Source organism: Burkholderia sp. MSMB2157WGS (genome assembly GCF_001532755.1).
Lineage (GTDB): Bacteria > Pseudomonadota > Gammaproteobacteria > Burkholderiales > Burkholderiaceae > Burkholderia.
Window position 1 is genome coordinate 26,389 of sequence record NZ_LPJG01000011.1, and the last position, 21,297, is coordinate 47,685.

The following is a 21,297-nucleotide window of genomic DNA, read 5'->3' on the forward strand; positions in this document are numbered from 1 at the left end:
CGCCTTCCGGCCCGCTATCGCCCCGTCACGCGCCGGTATACACCACGCGATACGGGATACCGACCTTCTCCCACTCCGCCGCCTCCTGGCTGAGGCTGTAGTCGGTCAACGGGTTCTGCTCGACCCAGGCGTTCGGCAGACGCACCTCATACCCGCCCTTCTTCATCTGCGAAACGGAAATGTCGGGCAGCCCCGCGTCGGTCCGGCGCCGGCACAGCAGCGCCGCGAGCCGCAGGCAGAACAGCAGCGGCCACTCGACCTCGCGCGCCTGCGACAATTTCCCGAGCTTGCCCGCATGGCCAAGCACGAGCGCCGCGAGCCGCGCCTGGTCGGTGCGCGAAAAACCCGGCATGTCCGCGTTGCTCGCGATATAGGCCGAATGCTTGTGATATGCGCTGTGCGAGATCGACAGGCCGATCTCGTGCAGCGCGGCCGCCCAGCCGAGGAACATCCGCCCTTCCTCGCGCGCTTCCTCGTCGTCTTCCTCGAGCTCGTCGTAGAAGTGCCCGGCGAGCGCGCCGATCCGCTCGGCCTGCGCACGATCGACGCCGTAGCGGCGCATGAAACCCTCGACGGTCACCGCACGCATGTCCTCGTGCTGCGTCCGGCCGAGCAGGTCGTACAGCACGCCGAGGCGCAGCGCGCCGTCGGTCGTATCGACGTAGTCGACGCCCAGCTCCTCGAACACCGCCAGCATGATCGCCAGGCCGCCCGCGAGCACCGGCACGCGGTCGGGCTTCAGCGCGATCAGCTTCAACCGGTTGACGTTCTCGGACTTGATCAGCGCACGCTTGAGCCGCTCGAGGCCGCCGCGCGAAATGCCGTGCGTGATGCCCGGATCGTTGAAGCCGTTGGCCTCGACGAGTTCCGCGAGCGCGCGTGCGGTGCCGGACGACCCGATCGCCTGATCCCAGCCGGCCTTCTTGTATTCGCTCGAAATGATCTGGATCTCGCGCTTGGCCGCGAGTTCGGCCTGCCGCATCGTGTATTCGTCGACGTTGCCGGCCGGAAAGAAGGTGCGGCTATGGCTTACACAACCGATGTAGAGGCTCTCCATCACAATCGGCGTGTAGTGCGAACCGATGATGAATTCGGTCGAGCCGCCGCCGATGTCGACGACGAGCCGCTTGCCGGCGCTCGCCGGCACCGAGTGCGCGGCGCCCGCATAGATGAGGCGCGCCTCTTCGCGGCCCGCGATCACTTCGATCGGGAACCCGAGCGCCGCCTCGGCCTCGCCGAGGAATTCGGCGGCGTTCTTCGCGACGCGCAGCGTGTTGGTCGCCACCGCGCGCACATGATCGGGATGGAAATCGCGCAAGCGCTCGCCGAACCGCTTGAGCGCCTCCCAGCCACGCTCCTGTGACGCGCGATCGAGCATCTTGTCGCTCGACAGGCCGGCGGCCAGCCGAACCGGCTCGCGCAGCGCGTCGACGGGGTAGATCTGGCTGCCCGCCGGCGTTTCCTCGACGCGCCCGACGATCAGCCGGAAGCTGTTCGAGCCGAGATCCACGGCAGCCAGCAAGTGGGGAGTTGTAACCATCAGAAGGGGGCTCCGTGCGCGTTCTTCCGCGGCCGCCGTTCCGGCAACCGCGGGCGATCAATCAAAGGCGACATTTTAAGCGTGGAACGCTTGCCGTTGCCACGCTTCACGGGCATGCACACTGCTCGATTCCATATAGCCGAAACATTTATGCGACGAAACGGTTACGGCGTAGAATTTCCCGATATAAAAACCATTGCTGTCATCAGCACGTCATCGTACCGTGAGAGTTTCCGAGCGTCCTTTCGATTCATCGCCTGAATTCCCCCCTACTCTGCCGATGTCCGTCCGTTACCCGCTTCTCAATCGTGAACTCGGCATCCTCGGTTTCAACGAGCGCGTGCTGGCCCAGGCGGCCGACCCGCAAGTGCCGTTGCTCGAGCGCCTGCGCTTCATCTGCATCACCAGCAGCAACCTCGACGAATTCTTCGAAGTCCGGATGGCCGGCCTGCAGGAACAAATCCGCGACAACCCCGGCGCGCTCACGCCCGACGGCATGTCGTTACAGCACGCTTACGATCTCGTCGTCGAACGCGCGCAGCGGCTCGTTCATCGACAGTACACGATGCTGCACGAAACCGTGCTGCCGGCGCTCGAACAGGAAGGCATCTACTTCCACGCGAGCGATTCGTGGAACGACGAGCAGCTCGAATGGGCGCGCCGCTATTTCCTCGACGAGCTGCTGCCCGTGCTGACGCCGATCGGCCTCGATCCCGCCCACCCGTTCCCGCGCGTACTGAACAAGAGCCTGAACTTCGTCGTCGAGCTCGAAGGCCGCGACGCGTTCGGTCGCCAGGCCGTGATGGGCATCGTGCAGGCGCCGCGCGCGCTGCCGCGCGTGGTGCGCATGCCGCATGCGCTGTCGGGTTTCGAGCACGGCTTCGTGCTGTTGAGCTCGTTCATGCAGCGCTTCGTCGGCGAACTCTTCCCGCAACTCGTCGTGAAGAGCTGCAACCAGTTCCGCATCACGCGCAACAGCGAGCTGTTCGTCGACGAAGACGAAATCACGAACCTGCGTGTCGCGCTGCAGGGCGAACTGCCCGCGCGCCACCTCGGCAACGCGGTACGCCTCGAAGTGTCGGCCGACACGCCGCTGCACATCGTGCGACGCCTGCTCGAGGAAAGCGAACTCGGCGACAAGGACTGCTATCGCGTGGCCGGGTCCGTGAACCTCGTGCGCCTGATGCAGATTCCCGATCTCGTCGACCGCCCCGACCTGAAGTTCACGCCGTTCACCGCATCGACGCCTGCCGCCATCACCAACGCGCCGACGATGTTCGACGCGATCGACGCCGGCGACATCCTGCTGCACCACCCGTACGAGAGCTTCCAGCCGGTGCTCGAACTGCTGCAGCAGGCCGCGAGAGACCCGAGCGTCGTCGCGATCAAGCAGACGATCTACCGCACCGGCACCGACTCGCCGCTGATGGACGCACTGATGGAAGCCGCGCGCAACGGCAAGGAAGTGACCGTCGTCGTCGAGCTGCTCGCACGCTTCGACGAGGAAACCAACATCAACTGGGCGTCGCAGCTCGAAGCCGTCGGCGCGCATGTCGTGTACGGCGTGGTCGGCCACAAGTGTCACGCGAAGATGATGCTGATCGTGCGACGCGTCGTGCAGGCCGGCAAGGCGTCGCTGCGCCGCTACGTGCACCTCGGCACCGGCAATTACCATCCGCGCACCGCACGCCTCTACACCGACTTCGGGTTGATGACGGCCGACCAGAAGATCTGCGAGGACGTTCATCACGTATTCCAGCAACTGACCGGCATCGGCGGCGAACTGACGCTGCACGAGCTGTGGCAGTCGCCGTTCACGCTGCATCCGCGCATCATCGATTCGATCCGCGCGGAGATCGTCAATGCGCAGGCCGGCAAGCGCGCGCGCATCGTCGCGAAAATGAACGCGCTGCTGGAGCCGTCGGTGATCGCCGCGCTGTACGAAGCGTCGCAGGCCGGCGTCAAGGTCGACCTGATCGTGCGCGGCGTCTGCGCGCTGAAGCCCGGTGTGCCGGGGCTGTCGGAAAACATCACGGTGCGCTCGATCGTCGGCCGCTTCCTCGAACACCACCGCATCTACTATTTCCACGCGGGCGGCGCCGAGGACGTCTATCTGTCGAGCGCCGACTGGATGGACCGCAACCTGTTCCGCCGCGTCGAAGTCGCGTTCCCGATCCGCGAGCGCAAGCTCAAGCGGCGCGTGATCGCCGAAGGGCTGTCGGTGTGCCTCGGCGACAATCAGTCTGCCTGGCAGATGCACAGCGACGGCCACTATCGCCGCCGCCGCACCGGCAAGACGATCCGCAACGCACAGCTCGGGTTACTCGCGAAGTTCTGCTCGTGAGCCGTCGGCGCGATGCGGGTCGAGCGCCGCTTCGCCCCCAAAAAAAGCAGCCCGCGGGCTGCTTTTTTGATGCCGGGCCGCTACGCGATCATGCTTCGTAAGCGGCCGGCCGGATCGCGATGATGCGCGAGCCCGGGAACCGTGCGGTGAACGTACTGCCGCGCCCTTCCTCGCTCTGCACGTACAGATGCGCGTCGTGCCGCTGCAGTACGTGCTTGACGATCGCGAGCCCGAGGCCCGTGCCGCCCGTATCGCGCGACCGGCTGCGATCGACGCGATAAAAGCGCTCGGTGAGCCGCGGCAGGTCCGCGGCCGGAATCCCGAAGCCGCTGTCCGTGACGGAAAACACGCCCTGCGCGCCCTCGCGCCGCCACGACACGACGATCTTGCCGCCATCCGGCGTATAGCGGATCGCGTTCGTGACGAGATTCGCGAACGCGCTGAACAGTTCCGTCTGCGCCCCCGTGACCCCGAGCGTCTCGTCGATCGAGAACGCGATGTCGTGATGCCCGTTCGACAGCGTGTGCGCATCTTCCTTCAGATGATCGAACACCGCACGCATGTCGATCGCGTGATCGATCGGCGGCTTGCTCTCGCCTTCCAGCTTCGCGAGCACCAGCAGGTCGGTCACGATGTGCCGCATCCGCGACGCCTGCTGCTCCATCATGTCGAGATAGCGCGCGCGATCCTCCTCGTTCAGCGGCAGCTCGCGCATCGTCTCGAGGAAGCCCGACAGCACGGTGAGCGGCGTCTTCAATTCGTGCGACACGTTCGCGACGAAGTCGCGCCGCATCGCGTCGGTGCGCTCGAGCTCGGTGATGTCCTGCGTGAGCAGCAGCTTGCGGTTCTCGCCGTACGGAAACACCTGCACGGCCAGCACGTTCTGCCGCGAATCGCCCATGCCGCGCATCACGAGCGTCTCGTCGTAATGCTGCGCATTCAGGTAGCGGACGAAGTCGGGATGGCGCACCAGGTTCGTGATGTGCTGGCGCAGGTCGCGCTTCGCATCGAGGCCGAAATGGACTTCGGCGATCGCGTTGCACCACTCGATCTGGTCGTGGTCGTCGAGCATCGCGACGCCGTTCGGTGAGGCCTGGATCGCCTGGATGAAGCGCGAGTGCTGCTGTTCGACCTGTCGCACCTGCGCATGCCACTGCTTCGCGAGCTTGTGCAGCCGATAGTAGATTTCGCCCCAGATGCCCGGCGCGCTCGGCACCTCGCCGTAGACCGGTGCATCGAGCAGGCGCCACAGGCGTTGCGTATGGAAGGTGCTGAAAAAGCCCTGCGCGACCAGCATCACGACCACGAACGCAAGGCCCGCGGTCGGGCCGGCGAAGACGCCGACCAATACGCCGATCAGCACGAGCAGCACGAGCGACACCAGAAAGCGCGCCCAGATGATGTTCATGATTCAGCGTCCGAAAGAATGAACGGCATGCCGCGGCACACGGCATGCCCGAATACGTTACGCGTGCTTGGCGAGGCGGTAGCCGCTGCCGCGCACGGTTTCGATCATCGCATCGCAGCCGGCCGGTTTCAAGGCCGCGCGCAATCGTTTGATGTGCACGTCGACGGTACGCTCCTCGACGAACACATGGTCGCCCCACACCTGGTCGAGCAACTGCGTGCGGCTGTGCACGCGCTCCGGATGCGTCATGAAGAAATGCAGCAGGCGGAACTCGGTCGGGCCGAGATCGAGCTTGATCTCGCTGCCGTCGCCGTGCGCGGCGACGCGATGCGTGGCCGGATCGAGGCGCAGCCCGTTGATCGACACGACGTCCTCGGTCAGCTGCGGCGCGCGGCGGCGCAGCACGGCCTTGATGCGCGCCATCAATTCCTTCGGCGAGAACGGCTTCGTCACGTAGTCGTCCGCGCCGATCTCGAGGCCGAGCACCTTGTCCTGCTCGTCGCCGCGGGCGGTGAGCATGATGATCGGGATGTGCTTGGTCCGTTCGTTGTTGCGCAGGTCGCGCGCGAACGCGATACCGGACTTGCCCGGCAGCATCCAGTCGAGCAGCACGAGATCGGGCAGCACGTCGCTGATCAGGTTCTGCGCCTGTTCGGCGTTGTACGCGCGGATCGGGCAGTGACCGGCGTGCTGGAGATTCACCGAGATCAGTTCGGAAATCGCGGGCTCATCTTCAACGACGAGAATGTTGCTGGGCATCGGCACCTCTGTTCTTCCTGTACGGAGTCGATTAACTGTTGGCTTCGCGATCGAGCGTGTCGCGCGGCTGGTGCCGCACGTCGGTGCCCTTCACGATGTAGATGATGAATTCGGCGATGTTCTTCGCGTGGTCGCCGATCCGTTCGATCGCTTTCGCGATGAACAGGTACTCGAGGCCGACCGAGATCGTGCGCGGATCTTCCTGCATGTACGACACGAGCTTGCGCACGAACGCGCGAAACTCCATGTCGATCTCCTTGTCGTCCTTGACGATCTGCGCGGCGGCCACCGTATCCAGGCGCGCGAACGCGTCGAGCGCGCGGCGCAGGATCGTCACGGCCATCTCGCCCGACACCTTGATCTCGGCGATGTTGACCGCACGCGCGGCCGGCTCGTCGACCAGGCGGCGCACGCGCTTCGCGATCTTCTCGGCCTCGTCGCCGGCGCGTTCGAGGTTCGTAATCGTTTTCGAAATCGACATCAAAAGACGCAGGTCGCGCGCGGCGGGCTGCCTCCGCGCGATGATGTTGCCGCACTCCTGGTCGATGTCCACTTCCATCGCGTTCAGCGTTTCCTCGGCCGCGATCACCTTCTCGGCCGTCTCGCGATCGAATTCGTTCAGCGCGTGCATCGCGCCGACGATCTGCGACTCCACGAGGCCGCCCATTTCCAGCACTTTCGACGACACGGCATTCAGGTCCGCATCGAACTGGCTCGACAGATGTTTATCCGACATGACTGTTGTTCTCCGTCATCAACCGAAGCGGCCGGTGATGTAGTCTTCCGTTTCCTTGCGCACCGGCTTGATGAAGATCTTTTCGGTCTCGCCGAACTCGATCAGCTCGCCCAGGTACATGTAGGCCGTGTAATCCGAGCAGCGTGCGGCCTGCTGCATGTTGTGCGTGACGATCACGACCGTGTAGTCGCTCTTCAGCTCCGCGATCAGCTCTTCGATGCGGCCCGTCGAGATCGGGTCGAGCGCCGAGCACGGTTCGTCGAGCAGCAGCACTTCCGGACGGATCGCGATGCCGCGCGCGATGCACAGACGCTGCTGCTGGCCGCCCGACAGCCCGTAGCCGCTCTGGCTCAGCTTGTCCTTCACTTCGTTCCACAGCGCCGCCTTCGTGAGCGCCCATTCGACGCGGTCGTCCATTTCCGAACGCGTGAGCTTTTCGAACATCTTCACGCCGAACGCGATGTTGTCGTAGATCGACATCGGGAACGGGGTCGGCTTCTGGAACACCATGCCGATCCGCGCGCGCAGCAGCGAGATGTCGCGCTTCGTCGTCAGCAGGTTCTCGCCGTCCATCAGGATTTCGCCTTCGGCGCGCTGCTCCGGATAGAGCGCGAACATCTTGTTGAACGTGCGCAAGAGCGTCGACTTGCCGCAGCCCGACGGGCCGATGAACGCCGTCACCTTCCCTTCGGGAATGCGCAGGTTGATGTTCTTCAGCGCATGGAACTTGTTGTAGAAGAAGTTGAGGTTGTTGACCTCGATCTTCGCGTTCAGCGGCGCGAGCGGACGGCCGTTCGCCGCATCGTGCGTGCCGGTGGGCGCAGCGTTGCGCTCGACGGGATTCAGGTGGCTTTCTGCCATATTCATCGGATTGCTCCGCCGTTACTTTTTCGAGAAGATCGAGCGCGCCAGGACGTTCAGTCCGAGCACCCCGAGCGTAATCAGGAACACGCCCGCCCATGCGAGCGACTGCCACTCCGCGAACGGGCTCATCGCGAACTTGTAGATCGTGACCGGCAGGTTCGCCATCGGCTGGCTCATGTCCCACGAGAAGAACTGGTTCGACAGTGCGGTGAACAGCAGCGGCGCCGTTTCGCCGGCGATCCGCGCGACCGCGAGCAGCACGCCCGTCACGATCCCGCCGACCGACGCGCGCAGCGTGATCTTCAGCACCATGCGCCACTTCGGCGTGCCGAGCGCGACGGCCGCTTCGCGCAGCGCGTTCGGCACGAGCTTCAGCATGTTCTCGGTCGTGCGGATCACGATCGGGATCTGCAGCAGCGCGAGCGCGATCACGCCGGCCCAGCCGGAGAAGCGCCCCGACTTCGCGACGACGATCGCGTACACGAACAGGCCGATGACGATCGACGGCGCCGACAGCAGGATGTCGTTGATGAAGCGGATCGTGCTCGCCAGCAGGTTCTTCTGGCCGTATTCGGCGAGATAGACGCCCGCGAGGATACCGATCGGCGTGCCGACCAGCGTGCCGAAGCCGCACAGCAGCAAGCTGCCGACGATCGCGTTCGCGAGACCGCCGCCTTCCGTGTTCGGCGCCGGCGTCGATTCGGTGAACAGTTGCAGCGACAGGCCGCCGACGCCGAGGTGCACCGTCGTGTAGAGAATCCACACGAGCCACACCAGGCCGAAGGCCATCGCGCCGAGCGACGCGGCGAGCGCGATCGCGTTGATGGCCTTGCGCTTGCGCTGCAGGCGGTTGCGCATCGCGTCGAGCGCGGCGCCGTCCGGCCCCGGGAAATTCATGATGGGCTCGCTCATTTCTTGCCCTCTCCCTTCTCGAGACGAAGCAGCAGCAGTTTGGAGATGGACAGCACGATGAACGTGATCACGAACAGGATCAGGCCCAGTTCCATCAGCGCGGACGTATGCAGGCCCGGCTGCGCTTCCGCGAATTCGTTCGCGAGCGCCGACGTGATGCTGTTGCCCGGCGCGAACAGCGACACGCTGTCGAGCAGGTTGGTGTTGCCGATCACGAAGGTCACGGCCATCGTTTCGCCGAGTGCGCGGCCGAGGCCGAGCATCACGCCGCCGATCACGCCGGTCTTCGTATAGGGCAGCACGACCTTCCACATCACTTCCCAGGTCGTGCAGCCGATTCCGTATGCCGATTCCTTCAGCAGCACCGGCGTGACCTCGAACACGTCGCGCATCACCGACGCGATGTACGGGATGATCATGATCGCGAGGATCACGCCGGCCGCGAGGATGCCGATGCCGATCGGCGCGCCGGACGTCAGCGGGCCGAGCACCCACACGTCCTTGAACAGGCGGCCGATCGGTTTCTGGAAGTATTCGGCGAAGATCGGCGCGAACACGAGCAGCCCCCACATGCCGTACACGATCGACGGAATCGCGGCGAGCAGTTCGATCGCGATGCCGAGCGGACGGCGCAGCCACACGGGCGCGAGCTCGGTGAGGAACAACGCGATGCCGAAACTGACCGGCACTGCAATGACGAGCGCAATGATCGACGTCACGATGGTGCCGTAGATCGGCACGAGTGCGCCGTAGATGTCCGAGTTGGGATCCCACTCGGATTGCCACAGGAAGCCGAGGCCGAACTTCTGGATGGTCGGCATCGACGCAATGATCAGGGAAACGATGATCCCGCCCAGCAACAGCAGGGTCACGATCGCGGCGAGCCGCGCAAGGCCGCCGAACAGGACATCCCCGAGACGGCTCGGCGCGCGCTGTGCACTGTCGGGCGATCGGGAGGACGTGTATGAAATATCAGACATGGGTGCCTGCTTTTGATTGCCGGGCGCCGTAACGCCCGGCTTTACCGCACACACTGCCCGACCGGCACGGTCGGGCAGCGAACCGCTGGATGGCTTACTCGGCGGCGACCGGCTTGCCCGAAGCGTCCGTCACCTTCGTCTTCCACTGCTTGCGGATTTCCGTCTCGACCGACGCCGGCAGCGAGATGTAGTCGAGGCTGTCGGCTGCCTTCTCGCCGTTCTTGAACGCCCAGCTGAAGAACTTCAGCGTTTCCGCGCCCTGCTCCGGCTTGTCCTGCTTCGCGTGCAGCAGCACGAACGTCGCACCGACGACCGGCCATGCTTCCTTGCCCGGCTGGTTCGTCAGGATCTGGTAGAACGACTTCGACCAGTTCGCGCCTGCGGCTGCCGCCTTGAACGTTTCCGTCTTCGGCTCGACCACCGTGCCCGTCGAATTCTTCAGCGCGGTGTAGGTCATGTTGTTCTTCTTCGCGTACGCCCACTCGACGTAGCCGATCGCGCCCGGCAGGCGCTGCACGAAGGCCGCGACGCCGTCGTTGCCCTTGCCGCCCGTGCCCGTCGGCCAGTTGACCGTCGTGCCTTCGCCGATCTTCGACTTCCACTCGTCGTTGACCTTCGACAGGTAGTTCGTCCAGATGAAGCTCGTGCCCGAACCGTCAGCGCGGCGGACCACGGCGATGTCCGTATCCGGCAGCTTGACCTTCGGGTTCAGCGCGACGATCGCCGGGTCGTTCCACTTCTTGATCTTGCCGAGGTAGATGTCGCCGAGCACCGGGCCCGACAGCGTCAGTTCGCCGGCCTTCACGCCCGGCACGTTGACGACCGGCACCACGCCGCCGACCACCGTCGGGAACTGGAACAGGCCTTCCTTCGCGAGCTCTTCGTCCTTCAGCGGTGCGTCCGAACCGGCAAAATCGACCGTCTTCGCGACGATCTGCTTCAGGCCGCCCGACGAGCCGATGCCCTGGTAGTTGACCTTCGAACCGCCGGACTGCTGGTAGTCCGCAGCCCATTTCGTATAGATCGGCATCGCGAACGTGCTACCTGCGCCCGTGATGTCGGCAGCGTGGGCGGCGACGGCGAAAAGCGCGCCAGCCAGGCCGGCAATCGCGGTTTGCATCAATTTCATGAGACCTCCAGTGTGTGAGCGGATGACTACGGCACCGCGAAGGTTAGGGGCTCCTCATGACGGTAATGTGACAATCGATGAAACTGGCGTGACAGTAACATGACTGGTTGAAAGGGAGTATGGGGGTGGCGCGGCGAGGCGCGGGAGCGGCGCGGGCGGCAAGAATTGCGTCGCTCGGAAAGGGCGGGAGGCACGCCCTTTCCCAAGGGCGTGCGGGCGCATCGTAGCGCACCGTCAGCCGGACGGGAAGCCCGCCCGGCAAGAGCCATGATTTCGGGGTCGAATGCACGATTCGATCGGAACAGCGCGTGTGCCGAACGTTGCTTCTATTAGGTAAGGCAAACCTTTGCGTCAGACGAAACGACGGCGCCCGAGGGCGCCGTACGCACATTCATCGACAGCCGGCGCGCGGGTCCGTCGGACCGTCACGCGCCCCGGCGCAGGTCAGGTCGTCGCCGCGCGCACCGCGTCGGCGATCGTCTCCGCATGGCGCACGGCATCGGACGCCTGCTGCGCTTCGACCATCACGCGCAGCACGGGCTCCGTGCCCGATGCGCGGATCAGCACACGGCCGCTGCCGGCGAGCGCGGCTTCGGCTGCATCGATCGCGGCGCGAATCGACGCGCTGCCCTTCCAGTCGGCGCCCGGCTTCATCCGCACGTTGATCAGCTTCTGCGGGAACAGCGTGACGCCGTCGAGCATGTGCGCGAGGGTGCGGCCGCTGCGCTTGAGCGCGGCCAGCACGAGCAGCGCCGACACGATGCCGTCGCCGGTCGAGTGCCGGTCGAGCGACAGGATGTGGCCCGACCCTTCCGCGCCGAGCTGCCAGCCGTGCTCGCGCAACTGCTCGAGCACGTAGCGGTCGCCGACCGCCGCCCGCACGAATTTCACGCCCTCGCGCTGCAGCGCGACTTCGACGGCGAGGTTCGTCATCAGCGTGCCGACCGCGCCGTCGACCTTGCCGTCGGTCGCGATCCGGTCCTTCACGAGCACGTAGAGCAGCTCGTCGCCGTTGTACAGGCGGCCGGTCGCGTCCACGACCTGCAGGCGATCGGCGTCGCCGTCGAGCGCAATGCCGAGATCGGCGTGGTTCGCCCGCACCGCGCGCACCAGCGCATCCGGCGCGGTCGCGCCGACGCCGTCGTTGATGTTGAAGCCGTTCGGCGCGACGCCGATCGGAATGACGTCCGCGCCGAGTTCGTGGAATACGTGCGGCGCAACCTGGTACGCGGCGCCGTGCGCGCAATCGATCACGAGCTTCAGCCCGCGCAGGTCGAACGCGGCGGGGAACGTGCTCTTGCAGAACTCGATGTAGCGGCCGCCGGCATCGTCGAGGCGGCGCGCCTTGCCGAGCCCGTCCGACGGCGCGCATTCGAGCGGCTTGTCGAGCCACGCTTCGATCTCGGCTTCGGTGTCGTCGGGCAGCTTGTTGCCGTCAGCCGAGAAAAACTTGATCCCGTTGTCGTGATACGGGTTGTGCGACGCGCTGATCACGACACCGGCCGACAGACGCAGCGCACGCGTCAGGTACGCGACGCCGGGCGTCGGCATCGGGCCGGCCAGCATCACGTCGACGCCGGCCGCCGAGAATCCGGCCTCGAGCGCGGCTTCGAGCATGTAGCCCGACACGCGCGTGTCCTTGCCGATCAGCACGGTCGGACGCGAGCCTGCCGCGACGTCGGCCGAGCTGGCCAGTACCTTGCCGGCCGCATAGCCGAGACGCAATACGAAATCCGGCGTGATGGGCGCGTCGCCCACCGTGCCGCGAATGCCGTCCGTGCCGAAATATCGACGTCCCATGGGATCCTTCCTCCTTCGTCTTTCTGACTTGCTTATCGTTGCCGCGCGGCTGCGCGCACGGCTTTCCATACTTTCAGCGCATCGACCGTCGCCGCGACGTCGTGCACGCGCACGATCGCGGCGCCGCGCTCGACCGCGCACACCGCGGCCGCCACGCTCGCCGCGACGCGCTCCATCGGCGGCTTGCCGCCGATCACCGCGCCGAGCATCGATTTGCGCGACATGCCTGCGAGAATCGGATAAGCGCGCCCGTCGGGTCGCGCCGGTGCCGTGTCCGGCAATGCGGCCAGCAGCGCATAGTTGTCGTCGACGACCGCCTTGCCGAACCCGAAGCCGGGATCGACGCAGATGCGCTCCGCCGCCACCCCCGCGTCGCGCAGCGCCTGCGCGCGGGCCGCGAGAAAGTCACGCACGTCGGTCACGACGTCGCCGTAGTCGGGTTCGCCGACCTGCATCGTCTGCGGCTCGCCGAGCATATGCATCGCGCACAGGCCGCTATTGCCGTCGCGCACCGCGTCGATCGCGCCCGGCTGGCGGAACCCCCAGATGTCGTTGATCAGGTCCGCGCCGGCGGCCAGCGCCGCGCGCATCACGGCCGGCTTGTAGGTATCGATCGACAGCGGCACGTTCAGCGGCCGCAGCGCCTCGACGAGCGGAATCACGCGCGCGAGCTCGTCGTCGAGCGGCACGGGCGGCGCGCCGGGGCGCGTCGATTCGCCGCCGATGTCGAGCAGGTCCGCGCCGTCGGCGATCATCCGCTCGGCCTGGCGCAGCGCATCGTCGCGCGCGAGGAAGCGGCCGCCGTCGGAAAACGAATCGGGCGTGGCGTTAAGGATGCCCATCACGAGCGGGCGTTCGAACGTCAGTTCGAAGCGGCCGCACCGGAGCGGCGCGGGAATGAACGGGGACACTGCGGAATCGGACACGAGCAACTAGCGTGGATGAATGCAAAACGGGCCGGTGTGAAGCCACACCAGCCCGTGAACGGTGCTAAAGCGGAGATTATGCCGCCGGCGTAGCCGGCGCCGGCGCGCTGCCGGGCTTGACCTCGGCGCTGCCGCCGCCCGACGAATCGCCGCCGACAGCCGGCGAGCTCTTCGGCGAGCGCGGCGGACGGCCTTCCATGATGTCGTTGATCTGATCGGCGTCGATCGTCTCCCACTCCATCAGCGCGGCCGTCATCGCCTCGACCTTGTCGCGGTTCTCTTCAAGCAGGCGACGCGCGAGGTTGTACTGTTCGTCGAGCACGCGGCGGATTTCCGAGTCGACCTTCTGCTGCGTCGCTTCCGAAATCGTGCGCGTGAAGCCGCGGCCGAACGGCGACGCATCGTTCTCGTCGTCGACGTAGACCATCGGCCCGAGTGCATCGGTCATGCCGAAACGCGCAACCATCGCACGCGCCGTCTGCGTGGCCTTGTTGAAGTCGTCCGATGCGCCGGTGCTGACCAGATTCATGAACAGCTCTTCGGCCACCCGCCCGCCGAACAGGATCGCGAGGCGGTCCAGCAGGTAATCCTTCGAATACGTCTCGTTGTCATGCTCCGGCAACTGCCAGGTGACGCCCAGCGCGCGACCGCGCGGGATGATCGTGACCTTGTGCACCGGGTCGGCCTTCGGCAGCAGCTTCGCGATCACCGCGTGGCCCGACTCGTGATACGCGGTTGCGCGCTTCGCTTCCTCGCGGATCACGGCCGACTTGCGCTCCGGACCCATGAAGATCTTGTCCTTCGCATCCTCGAAATCCTGCATCTCGACGATGCGCTTGCCGCGACGTGCGGCGAACAACGCCGCCTCGTTCACGAGGTTCGCGAGATCGGCGCCCGAGAAGCCCGGCGTGCCGCGCGCGATGACCGCCGCGTCGACGTCGTTCGCGATCGGCACCTTGCGCAGGTGCACGCGCATGATCTGCTCGCGGCCGCGGATGTCCGGCAGGCCCACATACACCTGACGGTCGAAACGGCCCGGACGCAGCAGTGCCTTGTCGAGCACGTCGGAACGGTTGGTCGCGGCGATCACGATCACGCCCGAGTTCGCCTCGAAGCCGTCCATCTCGACGAGCATCTGGTTCAGCGTCTGCTCGCGCTCGTCGTTGCCGCCGCCCATGCCGGCGCCGCGATGACGGCCGACCGCGTCGATTTCGTCGATGAACACGATGCACGGCGCATGCTTCTTCGCCTGCTCGAACATGTCGCGCACGCGGGCCGCACCGACACCGACGAACATTTCAACGAAGTCCGAACCCGAGATGCTGAAGAACGGCACCTTCGCTTCACCCGCGATCGCGCGAGCGAGCAGCGTCTTGCCGGTACCCGGAGGGCCGACCAGCAGCACGCCGCGCGGAATGCGGCCGCCCAGTTTCTGGAATTTCTGCGGATCGCGCAGGAAATCGACGAGCTCGGACACTTCCTCCTTCGCTTCGTCGCAGCCCGCGACGTCGGAGAAGTTCACCGCATTGTTGTTCTCGTCGATCAGCCGCGCACGCGATTTCCCGAACGAAAATGCGCCGCCTTTGCCGCCTCCCTGCATCTGCCTCATCATGTAGAACCAGAACACGATGATCAGGATCGTCGGCCCGAGGTAATACAGCGCGGACATCAGCGCGTTCGGCTCGTCGTCGGCCTTGCCGCTGACCTGCACGCCGTACTTCATCAGATCGCCGACCATCCAGATGTCGCCGGGCGACACGATCTGGTATTTCTGGCCATCAGCCGGAGTGACGGTGAGGTTGCGCCCCTGAACGATGACGTTCTTGACCTTGCCGTTCTTGGCGTCGTCCATGAACTGCGAATAGGACACGCCTTCCTGGACGCGGGGCTTGTCGAACTGCTTGAACACCGTAAACAGCACCAGTGCGATCACCAGCCACACCGCTGCCTTCGAAAACATATTGTTGTTCAAAGCACCACTCCTTCACTCGTAGACGAGCGCCTACATTTTCCTTGCGGCGCCCCTCGGTCATTCTAATCCAGTCCGACCACCCCTGCCATAAGCATTGACAACCGCCGCGATAGCGCTTCGCTTGTCTGGCAAGGGCCGGAGCCCGTTTGCGCATCAGCGCGGGTGCTTCAGTTGCCGACCCAAAATGAACGTTTCGGACGATTTGTCGCGGGATGCCTTGGGCTTGCGCGGCGCGACGACCTTAAACTGCTGTTTGAACTTCTCGACGATCTGGCTGTAGCCGCTGCCGTGAAAACACTTCACGAGCAGCGCACCGTCCGGCTTCAGATGGTTCTGCGCGAATTCGAGCGCCAGATCGCAGAGATGCTCGATGCGCGCCGCGTCCGCCGAGGCCACCCCGGACAGGTTGGGGGCCATGTCGGAAATAACAAGGTCCACCGCGCGGCCTTCGAGCACTTCTTCGAGCTGGTGGAGGACGTCGTCCTCGCGGAAGTCGCCCTGCAGGAAGTGGACGTCGGCGATCGGCTCCATCGGCAGGATGTCGAGCGCAACGATCGTGCCGTCGATGCCGCCTTCGCGCGCCGCGTCGCGCTTCTTGCCCTGCGCGAGCTTGTTGCGGGCATACTGGCTCCAGCTGCCCGGCGTCGCGCCGAGATCGACGATCACCTGGCCCGGACGGATCAGCTTGTCCTGCTCGTCGATTTCCTTCAGCTTGTACGCGGCGCGCGCGCGATAGCCCTCCCGCTGCGCCATTTTGACGTACGGGTCGTTGATGTGGTCGTGCAGCCAGTGCTGGTTGAAGCGGTTTTTTGCCATTCGAGAGAGAGATTGCTGCCAATTGCTTCGTGAAGCCGCGCTTTTAGCGGATAATACGCGTCTTCTTCGCGCGGCTGCGGCCCCTTTTCAGGCCCAAGCCGCGATTTTACGTGGTTTCGGCGCACGGCTGACGCGGTAACGTTCCGCGATCGCTATCCAGTCGGCGCGCCCTTATTAAGATTTCGACATTTCCATGCCCGCCCTTTCGCTTTCTCCCGCCGAGCGCTCCGCGCTGCGCTCCCAGGCCCATGCGCTCAAGCCCGTCGTGCTGATCGGCGCCGAAGGGCTGACCGACGCCGTACTGAAGGAAATCAAGGTGCACCTCGACGCGCACCAACTGATCAAGATCCGCGTGTTCGGCGACGAACGCGACACGCGCGTCGCGATCTACGACGAGATCTGCGACCGCCTGAACGCGGCGCCGATCCAGCACATCGGCAAGCTGCTGGTGATCTGGAAGCCCGAGGCGGCGGTTACGGCCCCGACCCGCGGCCGTCGTGCCGGCGCGCTGCCGAGCGCGGCCGAAGCCGCCGACGACCGCAAGGGTCGTGCGCCGCGCACCGTCAAGGTCGTCAAGGTGTCGCCGAACGCGAGCCCCGTGCGCCGTCCGCGGCCGGTCAAGGTCACCGTGCGCGGCAACGAGCGCGTGACCGCAGGCGGCACCGTGAAGCGTGCGAAAAAGCGCCAGGCCAGCACCAAGCGGCCGTTCCAGGACAAGTAACACGCCGGTGCGGCACGGATTCCCGTGCCGCCCTGCCCCGGCGCGCCGCTCAGGCGTCGCGCGCCGGCAGACGCCAGATCAGCATCAGCCCCAGCACACTCTCGACGAGATAGAACACGCTCGAGACGCCGTGCAGCATCCCGAAGCGGCTCGCATACGGCGAATTCGCGATATCGGTGCCCGCATCCATCGCGGCCACCCGCAGCGCGTTCATGAACGGCTGCAGCGCGAAATACCCGACCAGCACGCACACGACCATCGCGGCGACGATCCAGCGCACGCGGCGATATTCGCTGCTGCCGCGCCGCACCTGCTGGTTCGACAACGCGAGCAACAGCACGCCGCACACGACGCCGAGGATCGCCTCGATGCGAAACAGCTGGGCGGCCACCGAACCGGCCGTCATCCGCTCCAGCGTCTTGAACAACACGGGCGCGACCGCATACCCGATCGTCAGCAGGCTGCCGACCCACACGGCCGACAGCAGACGGAACACGCGATGCGGCATCACGTCGCCCCGCTTCAGATGTAGCTGACCGAGATGATTTCGTACTCGCGCACGCCGCTCGGCGCCTGCACGGCCGCGACGTCGCCTTCGGACTTGCCGATCAGCGCGCGCGCGATCGGCGAGCTGACCGAGATCAGGCCGTGATCGATGTCGGCTTCGTCGTCGCCGACGATCTGGTACTTGACGGTGTCGCCCGACTCGAGATCCTCGAGCTCGACCGTCGCGGCGAACACCACGCGGCCATCGGCGTCGAGCACCGTGGGGTCGATGACCTGCGCGGCGGACAGCTTCGATTCGAGTTCGGCGATGCGCCCCTCGATGAAGCCCTGTTTTTCCTTCGCGGCATCGTATTCGGCGTTTTCGGACAGGTCGCCCTGTGCGCGGGCCTCCGCGATCGCGTTGATCACGGCCGGCCGCTCGACGGACTTGAGGCGCTGCAATTCATCGCGCAGTTGCTCTGCGCCACGCTTTGTCAACGGAATGGTGCTCATAAACGGCTCAATCGCTAAAAACGGCTATAAAAAAAATCACCGCGATTAAGCGCGCTTCCGATGCACTGGAAACACCGCCTAATCGCGGCACGTGTTGCTTCGACAGGTAACTGACCGCTTAGTTTAGGCGAGCGTGAAGACCTTGTAAATCATAGACTTCCAGATCCTTCAGGTAGCGCAAGCCCTCGACGGCCGCGCGCGCGCCCGACATCGTCGTGTAGTACGTGACCTTGTGCGCCTGCGCGCTCATGCGGATCGAACGCGAATCGGCGATCGCCTGGCGCGTCTCGTCGACCGTCGTGAACACGAGTGCGATCTCGCCGTTCTTGATCATGTCGACGATGTGCGGACGGCCGTCCTTCACCTTGTTCACGACCTTCACCGGCACGCCGGCCGCTTCGATCGCGGCAGCCGTGCCCTTGGTCGCGACGATCGGGTAGCCGAGGTCGTGCAGCATGCGCGCGACTTCGACGGCCTTCGGTTTATCCGCGTCCATCACGGTCAGCAGCACCGTGCCCGACTCCGGCAGGCGCGAACCGGCCGCGAGCTGCGACTTGAACAGCGCTTCGCCGAACGTCTGGCCGACGCCCATCACTTCGCCCGTCGAGCGCATTTCGGGCCCGAGGACCGGATCGACGGTCGGGAACTTGACGAACGGGAACACCGCTTCCTTCACGCTGAAATACGGCGGCTCGATTTCCTTCGTCACGCCCTGCTGCGCGAGCTTCTGGCCGACCATCGCGCGCGCCGCGATCTTCGCGAGCGGCAGGCTGGTCGCCTTCGACACGTACGGCACCGTGCGGGACGCGCGCGGGTTCACTTCGAGCACGTAGATGATGTCCTGCTTCGACCCATCCGCCTGCGGCACCTGCTGGATCGCGAACTGCACGTTCATCAGGCCGACCACGTTCAGCGCCTTCGCCATCGCGCCCGTCTGGCGCTTCAGCTCGGTCACGGTTTCCTTCGACAGCGAGTACGGCGGCAGCGAGCACGCCGAGTCGCCCGAGTGAACGCCCGCCTGCTCGATGTGCTCCATCACGCCGCCGATGAACACGGTTTCGCCGTCGCAGATGCAGTCGACGTCGCACTCGATCGCGTCGTTCAGGAAGCGGTCGAGCAGCACCGGCGAATCGTTCGACACCTTCACGGCCTCGCGCATGTAGCGCTCGAGGTCGCGCGGCTCGTGGACGATTTCCATCGCGCGGCCGCCGAGCACGTACGACGGGCGCACGACGAGCGGATAGCCGATTTCGTCGGCCAGCGCGAGCGCTTCGTCTTCGGCGCGGGCGGTGCGGTTCGGCGGCTGGCGCAGGCCGAGGTCCTGCAGCAGCTTCTGGAAGCGTTCGCGGTCTTCGGCCGCGTCGATCATGTCCGGCGACGTACCGACGATCGGCACGCCGTGCGCCTCGAGGTCGAGCGCGAGCTTCAGCGGCGTCTGGCCGCCGTACTGGACGATCACGCCGACCGGCTTTTCCTTGTCGACGATCTCGAGCACGTCCTCGAGCGTCAGCGGCTCGAAGTACAGGCGATCGGACGTGTCGTAGTCGGTCGACACCGTTTCCGGGTTGCAGTTGACCATGATCGTTTCATAGCCGTCCTCGCGCATCGCGAGCGCCGCGTGCACGCAGCAGTAGTCGAACTCGATGCCCTGGCCGATCCGGTTCGGGCCGCCGCCCAGCACCATGATCTTCTTGTTCGTGGTCGGCTGCGCCTCGCACTCTTCCTCGTAGGTCGAGTACATGTAGGCCGTCTTCGTCGCGAACTCGGCCGCGCACGTGTCGACGCGCTTGTAGACCGGGCGCACGTTCAGTTCCACGCGGCGCTTGCGGACGTCTTCCGGCGTCGCGCCGAGCAGCTTCGCGAGGCGGCGGTCGGAGAAGCCGCTCTGCTTCAGGTAGCGCAGCTCGTCGAACGTCAGCGACGCGAGCGTGCGGCCCCCGAGCGCCTTTTCCTTCAGGATGATCTGCTCGATCTGCTCGAGGAACCACGGGTCGATCGCGGTTTCCGCGAAGATTTCCTCGGCCGTCATGCCGATGCGGAACGCATCGCCGACGTACCAGATGCGATCCGGGCCCGGCTCGTGGATCTCGATCGCGATCTCGTCGCGGTTGGTCGACTTCTCGTCGAGGCCGTCGACGCCGACTTCAAGGCCGCGCAGCGCCTTCTGGAACGATTCCTGGAACGTGCGGCCGATCGCCATCACTTCGCCGACCGACTTCATCTGCGTGGTCAGGCGCGAATCGGCTTCGCGGAACTTCTCGAACGCGAAACGCGGGATCTTCGTGACGACGTAGTCGATCGTCGGCTCGAACGACGCCGGCGTCTGGCCGCCGGTGATTTCGTTCTTCAACTCGTCGAGCGTGTAGCCGACCGCCAGCTTCGCGGCGACCTTCGCGATCGGGAAGCCGGTGGCCTTCGACGCGAGCGCCGACGAACGCGACACGCGCGGGTTCATCTCGATGACGACCATGCGGCCGTCCTTCGGGTTGATCGAGAACTGCACGTTCGAGCCGCCCGTGTCGACGCCGATCTCGCGCAGCACCGCGAGCGATGCGTTACGCAGGATCTGGTACTCCTTGTCGGTGAGCGTCTGTGCAGGCGCGACCGTGATCGAGTCGCCGGTGTGCACGCCCATCGGGTCGAGGTTTTCGATCGAGCAGACGATGATGCAGTTGTCGGCGCGGTCGCGCACGACTTCCATCTCGTATTCCTTCCAGCCGAGCAGCGACTCTTCGATCAGCAGCTCGCGCGTGGGCGACAGGTCGAGACCGCGCTTGCAGATCTCCTCGAACTCCTCGCGGTTGTACGCGATGCCGCCACCCGAGCCGCCGAGCGTGAACGACGGACGGATCACGACCGGGTAGCCGCTGCCGCCGGTGGCCGCCATGATCTCGGCGTGCACCTTGGTCGCTTCTTCCATCGAGTGCGCGATGCCCGACTTCGCGGAGCCGAGACCGATCTTGGTCATCGCGTCCTTGAACTTCTGGCGGTCTTCCGCCTTGTCGATCGCTTCCGGCGACGCGCCGATCAGCTCGACGCCGAACTTCTCGAGCACGCCGTGGTGGTGCAGGTCGAGCGCGCAGTTCAGCGCGGTCTGGCCGCCCATCGTCGGCAGGATCGCGTCCGGGCGCTCCTTCTCGATGATGCGCGCGACGACTTCCCACGTGATCGGCTCGATGTAGGTCACGTCGGCCGTATTCGGGTCGGTCATGATCGTCGCCGGGTTACTGTTGACGAGAACGACCTTGTAGCCCTCCTCACGCAACGCCTTGCAAGCCTGCGCGCCCGAATAGTCGAACTCGCACGCCTGGCCGATGATGATCGGGCCGGCGCCGATGATGAGGATGCTCTTGATGTCTGTGCGTTTTGGCATGGCTTGTGAATTCAATAA

General features: G+C 65.3%; 17 protein-coding genes. 2 read left to right on the top strand and 15 right to left on the bottom strand.

The features are described from left to right. Window positions 1–25: 25 nt before the first annotated feature. The gene (gene ppx, locus WT53_RS04790; protein ID WP_060258703.1) at window positions 26–1,540 is read right to left on the bottom strand and encodes an exopolyphosphatase; all 1,515 of its coding nucleotides are present in this window, start codon (window positions 1,538–1,540) and stop codon (window positions 26–28) included. A gap of 280 nt (window positions 1,541–1,820) precedes the next feature. Between ppx and ppk1 the strand changes: the two genes are divergently transcribed. After that, complete coding sequence (ppk1, locus tag WT53_RS04795; RefSeq protein ID WP_034206961.1) at window positions 1,821–3,884, top strand: polyphosphate kinase 1; 2,064 nt, start codon at window positions 1,821–1,823, stop codon at window positions 3,882–3,884. An 88-nt stretch (window positions 3,885–3,972) separates the two neighbouring features. Here the strand turns inward: ppk1 and phoR are convergent, their stop codons facing one another. The 11 genes from phoR to WT53_RS04850 all read right to left on the bottom strand — a co-directional run bounded on the left by phoR (window position 3,973) and on the right by WT53_RS04850 (window position 16,186). Continuing rightward, entirely contained in the window at window positions 3,973–5,292 is a 1,320-nt protein-coding gene (gene phoR / locus WT53_RS04800) for a phosphate regulon sensor histidine kinase PhoR (protein WP_034206960.1), read from the bottom strand. Between the two features lie 57 nt (window positions 5,293–5,349). Beyond that, window positions 5,350–6,051: a phosphate regulon transcriptional regulator PhoB gene (phoB, locus tag WT53_RS04805; protein ID WP_006750313.1), complete on the bottom strand. Its 702-nt coding sequence runs from the start codon at window positions 6,049–6,051 to the stop codon at window positions 5,350–5,352. A 31-nt stretch (window positions 6,052–6,082) separates the two neighbouring features. Further along, window positions 6,083–6,787, bottom strand: coding sequence for a phosphate signaling complex protein PhoU (phoU, locus tag WT53_RS04810; protein WP_034206959.1), 705 nt, complete (start codon window positions 6,785–6,787; stop codon window positions 6,083–6,085). A gap of 18 nt (window positions 6,788–6,805) precedes the next feature. Continuing rightward, the gene (gene pstB, locus WT53_RS04815; protein ID WP_034206958.1) at window positions 6,806–7,654 is read right to left on the bottom strand and encodes a phosphate ABC transporter ATP-binding protein PstB; all 849 of its coding nucleotides are present in this window, start codon (window positions 7,652–7,654) and stop codon (window positions 6,806–6,808) included. Between the two features lie 15 nt (window positions 7,655–7,669). Then, the gene (gene pstA, locus WT53_RS04820; protein ID WP_034206957.1) at window positions 7,670–8,563 is read right to left on the bottom strand and encodes a phosphate ABC transporter permease PstA; all 894 of its coding nucleotides are present in this window, start codon (window positions 8,561–8,563) and stop codon (window positions 7,670–7,672) included. Continuing rightward, complete coding sequence (pstC, locus tag WT53_RS04825; RefSeq protein WP_034206956.1) at window positions 8,560–9,543, bottom strand: phosphate ABC transporter permease PstC; 984 nt, start codon at window positions 9,541–9,543, stop codon at window positions 8,560–8,562. Before pstC ends, pstA begins: the two co-directional genes overlap by 4 nt. A 94-nt stretch (window positions 9,544–9,637) precedes the next feature. After that, window positions 9,638–10,672 (bottom strand): phosphate ABC transporter substrate-binding protein PstS, encoded by a 1,035-nt coding sequence (gene pstS, locus WT53_RS04830; protein WP_034206955.1) that lies wholly within the window; start codon window positions 10,670–10,672, stop codon window positions 9,638–9,640. Window positions 10,673–11,116: 444 nt separating this feature from the next. Further along, entirely contained in the window at window positions 11,117–12,472 is a 1,356-nt protein-coding gene (glmM, locus tag WT53_RS04835; protein ID WP_034206954.1) for a phosphoglucosamine mutase, read from the bottom strand. Between the two features lie 32 nt (window positions 12,473–12,504). Beyond that, a complete protein-coding gene (gene folP / locus WT53_RS04840) occupies window positions 12,505–13,398 on the bottom strand; it encodes a dihydropteroate synthase (protein WP_034207873.1) in 894 nt (297 codons plus the stop codon). Window positions 13,399–13,474: 76 nt separating this feature from the next. Next, window positions 13,475–15,370 carry an ATP-dependent zinc metalloprotease FtsH gene (gene ftsH / locus WT53_RS04845; RefSeq protein ID WP_034206953.1) on the bottom strand — a complete coding sequence of 632 codons (1,896 nt, stop codon included), beginning with the start codon at window positions 15,368–15,370 and terminating at the stop codon, window positions 13,475–13,477. 153 nt (window positions 15,371–15,523) lie between these two features. After that, window positions 15,524–16,186 carry an RlmE family RNA methyltransferase gene (locus WT53_RS04850; RefSeq protein ID WP_034206952.1) on the bottom strand — a complete coding sequence of 221 codons (663 nt, stop codon included), beginning with the start codon at window positions 16,184–16,186 and terminating at the stop codon, window positions 15,524–15,526. Between the two features lie 193 nt (window positions 16,187–16,379). On the opposite strand from WT53_RS04850, the gene WT53_RS04855 reads away from it, so the two are divergent. Beyond that, the gene (locus tag WT53_RS04855) at window positions 16,380–16,907 is read left to right on the top strand and encodes a YhbY family RNA-binding protein (protein WP_034206951.1); all 528 of its coding nucleotides are present in this window, start codon (window positions 16,380–16,382) and stop codon (window positions 16,905–16,907) included. A 49-nt stretch (window positions 16,908–16,956) separates the two neighbouring features. On the opposite strand, the gene WT53_RS04860 is transcribed toward WT53_RS04855, so the two are convergent. The 3 genes from WT53_RS04860 to carB all read right to left on the bottom strand — a co-directional run bounded on the left by WT53_RS04860 (window position 16,957) and on the right by carB (window position 21,279). After that, complete coding sequence (locus tag WT53_RS04860; protein WP_006497614.1) at window positions 16,957–17,415, bottom strand: DUF4149 domain-containing protein; 459 nt, start codon at window positions 17,413–17,415, stop codon at window positions 16,957–16,959. A gap of 14 nt (window positions 17,416–17,429) precedes the next feature. Then, the gene (gene greA, locus WT53_RS04865) at window positions 17,430–17,906 is read right to left on the bottom strand and encodes a transcription elongation factor GreA (RefSeq protein ID WP_034206950.1); all 477 of its coding nucleotides are present in this window, start codon (window positions 17,904–17,906) and stop codon (window positions 17,430–17,432) included. Window positions 17,907–18,024: 118 nt separating this feature from the next. Further along, on the bottom strand, window positions 18,025–21,279 hold the full coding sequence (carB, locus tag WT53_RS04870) for a carbamoyl-phosphate synthase large subunit (protein WP_034206949.1): 3,255 nt from the start codon (window positions 21,277–21,279) through the stop codon (window positions 18,025–18,027). Window positions 21,280–21,297: the final 18 nt, after the last annotated feature.